The sequence below is a fragment of the Atribacterota bacterium genome (genome assembly GCA_028703475.1).
GTDB lineage: Bacteria > Atribacterota > Phoenicimicrobiia > Phoenicimicrobiales > Stramentimicrobiaceae > JAQVMU01.
This window is the reverse complement of the sequence record JAQVMU010000081.1, coordinates 1-6,645: the sequence shown is the minus strand read 5'-3', so window position 1 is coordinate 6,645 and position 6,645 is coordinate 1. Positions and strand designations below refer to the sequence as shown.

The following is a 6,645-nucleotide window of genomic DNA, read 5'->3' as shown; positions in this document are numbered from 1 at the left end:
ATATCACTGCTTTCCCCAACAACAGTGATGCTGAATAGGGCAATAATAAACATTAAAAATAAAAATTGTCTTATTTTTCTCATAGGCATTTAGGTATTGTGATTAAAACCTTAATCAAAGATTTAACAATATAAGTTATAGTTTTTATTATATACGATTATTCCATTGTGAGCAGATATTTAACTGCACGGTAATCTTATTTATTTAGTCCTAAGAAGTAAATAATTTTACGCAAAACTGCAAAACTGCAAAACTGCAAAATATATGTTTAGGTATATTTTTTTTCTGAAAACAGCGAGCTGTAAAGTTTTTTTAATGGGTAAAAGGGCAAACCGGTCAATTGGTAAATCGGGTAACCAGCATGCTGGCAGGGAATATTTTCTGCACTAAAATGTTCGCTGATAATTGACTATTATCTCTGAGTAGTGATATATTTATATGAAATTCATGTATAAATTCCTGAATAATATTACTCAAATTTGCAGAAAATATTATGCCATTTTGTTAAATTCTATGTTTTTATTTTGAATTATTATTTCAATAATCCGGATTGGTTAGTGATTTAGCTGTCAAAAAGAGAGGAGGGATACTGAGAGAAATAATGTATTTAAAAATATTATAAAACTACTAAATGAAATGGAGGATATTTTAATGAAAATAAATAAAGTACTATATGTAGTTATTAGTTTAGTTGTAATGCTAATTTTTACCAGCGGAATGGTTTTTGCCCAGGACAATAAAATTGTTATAGGTTCAATTTGGGATTCAATCGGGATTGGTGCTACATCCTGCCAGATGCAGTTAAAAGGCGCCAGACTTGCCGTTAAACTTGTTAATGATGAAGGCGGAATATTTGGGTACCCTGTTGAATTGCATAATATAGATGGACAGGGAAAATTAGACGTTATCTCTAATGCAGCCAAACGTTTAAGCGAAGATATCAAGGTTGTGGCTGTTGCCGGCTCTACTGACGACTCCTTTACTTCAGCCATGGGTCCTGTTTTACAGGATCATCAGACTGTTTTAGTAGTCGGTAGTGCTACCACTCCTACTCAAACCAGAATCGGTGACTATGTATTCATGGCAGCCTTTGGAGACAATATCCAGGGTCGGGCAATGGCAAAATATGCCTTTGATGTATTAGGCTGGGAAAAAGTTGCTATCATGTGGGATAATGCCAGTGCTTACAGCACCTACCTGTCTGAAGTTTTTATGGAAAGTTTTAAAGAGATTACTGGTGACCCTGATTCAATCGTGATGCAGGAAATATACCAAACCGGTGATGTGAACTATTCAGCACAGTTAACCAGAATCAAATTTGCCAAAGACCCAATTGATGGCTTAATTATTACCCCACCATTACCTCCTGATGCTCCTAAAATTGCAATGCAGGCAAGAGATATGGGAATTGAATTGCCATTTATGTTTGGCGACGGAGCTGATGATGTAACAATTATTGAGGTTGGTGGTGATGCAGTTGAAGGTTCGATTATTTCTACTCAATTTGCAGGAGACCATCCGTTAACTGAGAACGCTAAACATTTTGTCGATGAATTTACAAAAGAATATAACGAAACACCGGGTGGATTTGAGGCTTTAGGTTATGATGCCTTAAGATTGATAATGGAAGCTATTGATTCTATCGGAAAAGAAACATGGGATTCTCTGGACTTAGCCGGAAAGAGAACAGCAATACGTGATGCCTTGCAGGCCAAAGATGTTTTTACAACTACAACTGCCCCTATTTCTTATCCAGATCCAGAAACAGCTGAATATCCACGCGTTCCTTTAAAGACTGTTGTATTTAAAGCTGTACAGAATCAGGAATTGATATTCCTTGATAGTTTGGACCCGGAAGATATATTTAACTAAAATATGTAATTAAAAAAAACAACAAAGGGCACAAATGTTTTATCATTTGTGCCCTGGTTCTTATTCAATAATAGTGAGGGTGATATGAATGATACAAGAAACAGTCAAACTCTTAGTAACAGTAATAAAAATAATAATTTAGATTTAGAAGTAAAGAATTTAACCAAGAGATTTGGTGGACTTACTGCTGTTTCAGATTTTAATTTCGAGCTGGAAAAAGGAGCATTTGTCAGTTTAATAGGCCCAAATGGAGCAGGGAAGACCACAGTCTTTAATTTATTAACCGGTGTCTTAAAGTCAGATAGCGGAAATATTATTTTCCAGGGTGATAATGTAACAAATCTCCCTCCACACTTGATCTCTGCCAGAGGAATTGTGCGGACTTTTCAAAATATACGATTATTGCATGGGATGAACGTAATAGAAAACATCAGAGCCGTTTTCCATAATTATCTGACCTACTCTTTCCCCAGTGCCATATTAACCAGTCAGGTATACCAGCAACAGGAAAAAGAAATGAATGCAAAAATTGAACAAATGATTAATACATTTAATCTGACCGAATATCGCCATACCAATGTATCAGATCTGGCTTATGGTATACAACGAAAAGTAGAGATTGTCAGGGCTGTTGCCTATAATCCTAAAGTGTTATTACTGGATGAACCTACCGCAGGTCTAACCCCGACAGAAGCAGATGAAATCATCAAAATGGTCATGGATATAAAAGAAAAAATTGGGTTCAGTGTAATTATTGTTGAACATGATATGCGACTGGTAATGTCGGTAAGTGAGAGGATAACAGTAATGGATAATGGCAAGGTTATTGCCCAGGGAACCCCCGATGAAGTCCAGAATAATGAAGATGTTATTATGGCGTATTTAGGAAAAAATTCATTCAGGGCTAAGAAATAGGAGGTAATTATTTTGTTATTGGAAATCAAAGATATAACAGCAGGATATGGCGAAAGTAATGTTCTTCATAAAATAAATATACATGTGGATAAGGGAGAGATTGTATCATTAATTGGCTCTAATGGAGTTGGCAAAACAACAACTTTAAGATGTATCATGGGTATTATCAGACCTAAAAGCGGTTCGATAATGTTTGACGGAAAGGATATTAATAAATTTCCTTCTCACAAAATTGCAAGTTCCGGCATTTCATATTCCCCTGAGGGAAGGGAGTTATTTGGCAATCTCTCCGTATATGAGAATTTACGTATAGGCGGGTATCTGATTCAAAATCACAAAGAAATGAAAAACAGACTTGAATGGGTTTATGAATTATTTCCCAAGTTGTATGAAAGAAAAAATCAGATTGCTTCTTCCTTAAGCGGAGGAGAACAGCAAATGCTGGCAATAGCCAGGGCTATTATGCCGTCACCAAAACTTATTTTATTGGATGAGCCTTCCCTGGGATTGGCTCCTATAATTGTTGACCATATATTTGAAAAAATTCTTGAAATAAACCAGTCTGGAACACCTATTTTGCTGGTAGAACAAAACAGCGATCTGGCTTTAGAGATATCCAGGCATTCTTACATTATGGAAAAAGGTCAAATACGGCTTGAAGGTGACAGCAAAGAATTATTGAAAAATGATTATATCAAAAATACTTATCTGGGTGTAGCTTAAATCTACTAATGTTGAGAGTAACATCAAAGGAGATCAAGAATGGGCTTATATCTTTTACAACAAGTTGTTAATTCGTTAATCTATGGAAGTGTTATTGGATTTTTGGCCATAGGTTATACAATGATTTATGGAATTTTAGGACTTATAAATTTTGCGCATGGTGAAATATTTATGATAGGTGCCTTTACCTGTTATATCCTTGTAACTTTTTATCAGTTTTCATTCTTAATAGGTGTTATAGGTGCAGTCCTTGCCTCAGTGGTAACAGGACTTTTACTATATTATCTTGTCTACAGGCCATGTATCAGAAATAAAGCACCTATAGTAGCTGTCTTTATTGCTTCATTTGGAGCCTCTTTAGGGCTCCGTTATCTATTTATGATGATTTTTGGAGACCAGGGCAGGGCATTTCCGGCACCTCAAGCTCTTAGAGGTATGCAGATGGTAGGCCAAATTGTCTTCAGCAACAGGGATTTGGTCATGTTTATAGTAACCATTGTAGTAATGTTGATTATTACTTACTTAATCAAATATACCAAAGTTGGAATTGCAATGCGTGCAGTATCTTACAACATTAAGATTGCAGAAGTAATGGGTGTGAATACCAACAGGATAATCGTCACTACATTTATAATCGGTTCAGCACTGGCTGGGGTATCTGCAATTCAGTATGGTTTAAATTTCGGCATTGTCCAACCCAGTATGGGTTTTACCCCTGGATTAGAAGGGTTTATCGGAGCGGTTATTGGAGGTATAGGCAATGTTCCCGGTGCCATGATTGGTGGTTTTATTGTGGGTATTGGTGAAATATTATTTGTTGCCTTCCTGCCTTCACATCTTTCAGCACTGCGTCCAATCTTTGTATGGGGATTACTGTTTTTGATTTTATTCCTGAAGCCGACCGGCTTATTCCGCCCTAATGTCAAATATGAAGGAACATGGGGGGAATAGAAGATGAACTCAACAAAATTAAGTGTTTCTTTATTAATAATTGCTATTATCGGTGTTTTATTGTATTTGGCTGAGACATTTTTAGGCGGGTTTAATCTGCAGTTAGTCAGACTGGTTGGAATAAATTCAATTATTGCTATCGGAGTAAATATTACCAATGGCTATACTAATATATTTTCCCTGGGTTTTGGTGGCATAATGCTGGTAGCCGCCTACACATCCATAATGTTTACCATGCCAATCTCTTACAAAGAGGCAGCTTTGCATCTACCCATGTGGCTGGAACAAGCCCAATTACCTTTTTTGCCTGCTATGCTGATAGGTGCAGTATTGGGAGTTGTAACCAGTGTGGTACTGGTATTACCTGCCTTCCGGCTGAGAGGTCATTACTTTATCCTGGCTTCCATGGGAATCAATCTTGTAATTGCTAACCTGGCGGAGAATATGCATGACTATACCCAGGGTTCTCACGGATTAAGAAATGTTCCTTCTTACACGGATTCATGGTGGATATACGGTATTCTTTTATTAACAGTTATCTTCGTCTGGAGGCTGATGCATTCCAAGTATGGCCGAGCCCTGATATCTATTTCTAAAGACCAGCGGCTGGCTGCAGTGATGGGTGTTGATATTGTACGCTATAAGATATATTCTTTTATTATAGGAAGTTTTATAGTTGCTATTGGAGGAGTATTGTGGGTTCATTTAATCCAATGTATCAATCCACAGGCATTTAACCTGATGTTTGTATTTGAACTGATTGCCATGCTGGCAATAGGGGGTATTGGGACTATCTCCGGAGCTATATTAGGAGCCACAATTGTTACATTATTCACCCAGGCTGCCGCGCCTATACAGGAAGGATTTGTATTGTTTGGTCAAAATATTCCTCCCATGTATGGATTGGTCAACCTGCTGATGGCAATTATTATAATAATAATTATGATTTACCGTCCTGATGGCATCATGCGTGGCAAGGAATTCAGCTTTGATTCCATTTTCAGGAGATTCAGAAATTCGCCAGAGAGAATCGAAAAGTGAGGTATGAAAAAATGAAAAAAATTACCCGTGACCAGGTTGTTTTTGCTATGGATAAAAAAAATACACCTGTACTGACTGTTGATGCTGGTGAGAAGATTTTTGTGGAGACTGAAGATTGTTTCAGCCATCAGATTGTTAAGGATAGTGATGTATTAAATGATGACTTTGATTATTCCCGGGTCAATCCAGCAACAGGACCTATTGCTCTGAATGACTGTCAACCGGGAGATATCCTGGCAGTGACTATTGAAAAGATAACACTGGATTCACAGGGAGCAGTTGAGTTGTATCCGGGGTGGGGACCATTGGGAAGTCGGGTGGAAAAAGCGGTAACAAAAATTGTTCCTATAGCCGATGGAATGGTAAAATTTAATAATATCTCCCTACCTGTACGCCCAATGATAGGTGTGATTGGTGTTGCTCCTGAAGGTGAAGGAGTTCCATGCGGAAGCCCGGGCTATCATGGTGGAAATATGGATACAGTGGATATTGTACAAGGTTCAAAAATATATTTTCCTGTCTTTGTTTCAGGGGCTAATTTATCCCTGGGAGACGTCCATGCGGTTATGGGAGACGGAGAAGTTTGCGGAACCGGAGTAGAGATTCGGGCAGAAATAATTATTAAAATAGATGTAATTAAAAATAAATGCTTAACTCATCCTGTACTGGAAAGCAAAGACAACTATTATCTTATTAATAGTGCAGATACCTTAGAAGAAGCTATTCGATTTAATACTGAAAAAGTTGTACAATTTATACAGGAACAAAGTATGGTAAGCTGGTCTGAGGCATATATGCTGGCAAGCATTGCAACTGATTTAAAGATAAGCCAGGTTGTCAATCCGCTGAAAACAGTCAGGACACGCATTCCAAAAAGAATTATTAAAGAATCGTGGCCACAATAAGGGAATATGTCAGACATATCAGCCTTAAAGAAAATACAGAATGACAAGGCAGGATAGGGAAGATGGCAAAGAAAAAGAAAATTCTATTTCTCTTTACCGGGGGAACTATTAACAGCGGGTATAATGAGAATACAAAATTTGTTCGCCCCAATAAAAAGACCTTTAAGCTTTTGCATAAATATATTGAAAAATCATTTAATGATCCGAATATAGAATTGCTTTTTCGAGAGCCGTTAGG

Annotated in this window: 6 protein-coding genes; all 6 read left to right on the top strand. The window is 37.2% G+C overall.

The annotated features are described in order from the left end of the window. The first annotated feature begins 651 nt into the window (after positions 1–651). The 6 genes from PHQ99_07485 to PHQ99_07460 all read left to right on the top strand — a co-directional run bounded on the left by PHQ99_07485 (position 652) and on the right by PHQ99_07460 (position 6,407). The gene (locus tag PHQ99_07485; GenBank protein MDD4289411.1) at positions 652–1,872 is read left to right on the top strand and encodes an ABC transporter substrate-binding protein; all 1,221 of its coding nucleotides are present in this window, start codon (positions 652–654) and stop codon (positions 1,870–1,872) included. Positions 1,873–1,956: 84 nt separating this feature from the next. After that, positions 1,957–2,787 carry an ABC transporter ATP-binding protein gene (locus PHQ99_07480; GenBank protein ID MDD4289410.1) on the top strand — a complete coding sequence of 277 codons (831 nt, stop codon included), beginning with the start codon at positions 1,957–1,959 and terminating at the stop codon, positions 2,785–2,787. Between the two features lie 9 nt (positions 2,788–2,796). Continuing rightward, entirely contained in the window at positions 2,797–3,510 is a 714-nt protein-coding gene (locus PHQ99_07475) for an ABC transporter ATP-binding protein (protein MDD4289409.1), read from the top strand. A gap of 39 nt (positions 3,511–3,549) precedes the next feature. After that, the gene (locus tag PHQ99_07470; GenBank protein ID MDD4289408.1) at positions 3,550–4,461 is read left to right on the top strand and encodes a branched-chain amino acid ABC transporter permease; all 912 of its coding nucleotides are present in this window, start codon (positions 3,550–3,552) and stop codon (positions 4,459–4,461) included. 3 nt (positions 4,462–4,464) lie between these two features. After that, positions 4,465–5,502 carry a branched-chain amino acid ABC transporter permease gene (locus PHQ99_07465; GenBank protein MDD4289407.1) on the top strand — a complete coding sequence of 346 codons (1,038 nt, stop codon included), beginning with the start codon at positions 4,465–4,467 and terminating at the stop codon, positions 5,500–5,502. 11 nt (positions 5,503–5,513) lie between these two features. Continuing rightward, positions 5,514–6,407, top strand: a complete 894-nt coding sequence (locus PHQ99_07460) for an acetamidase/formamidase family protein (GenBank protein MDD4289406.1) — start codon at positions 5,514–5,516, stop codon at positions 6,405–6,407. Positions 6,408–6,645: the final 238 nt, after the last annotated feature.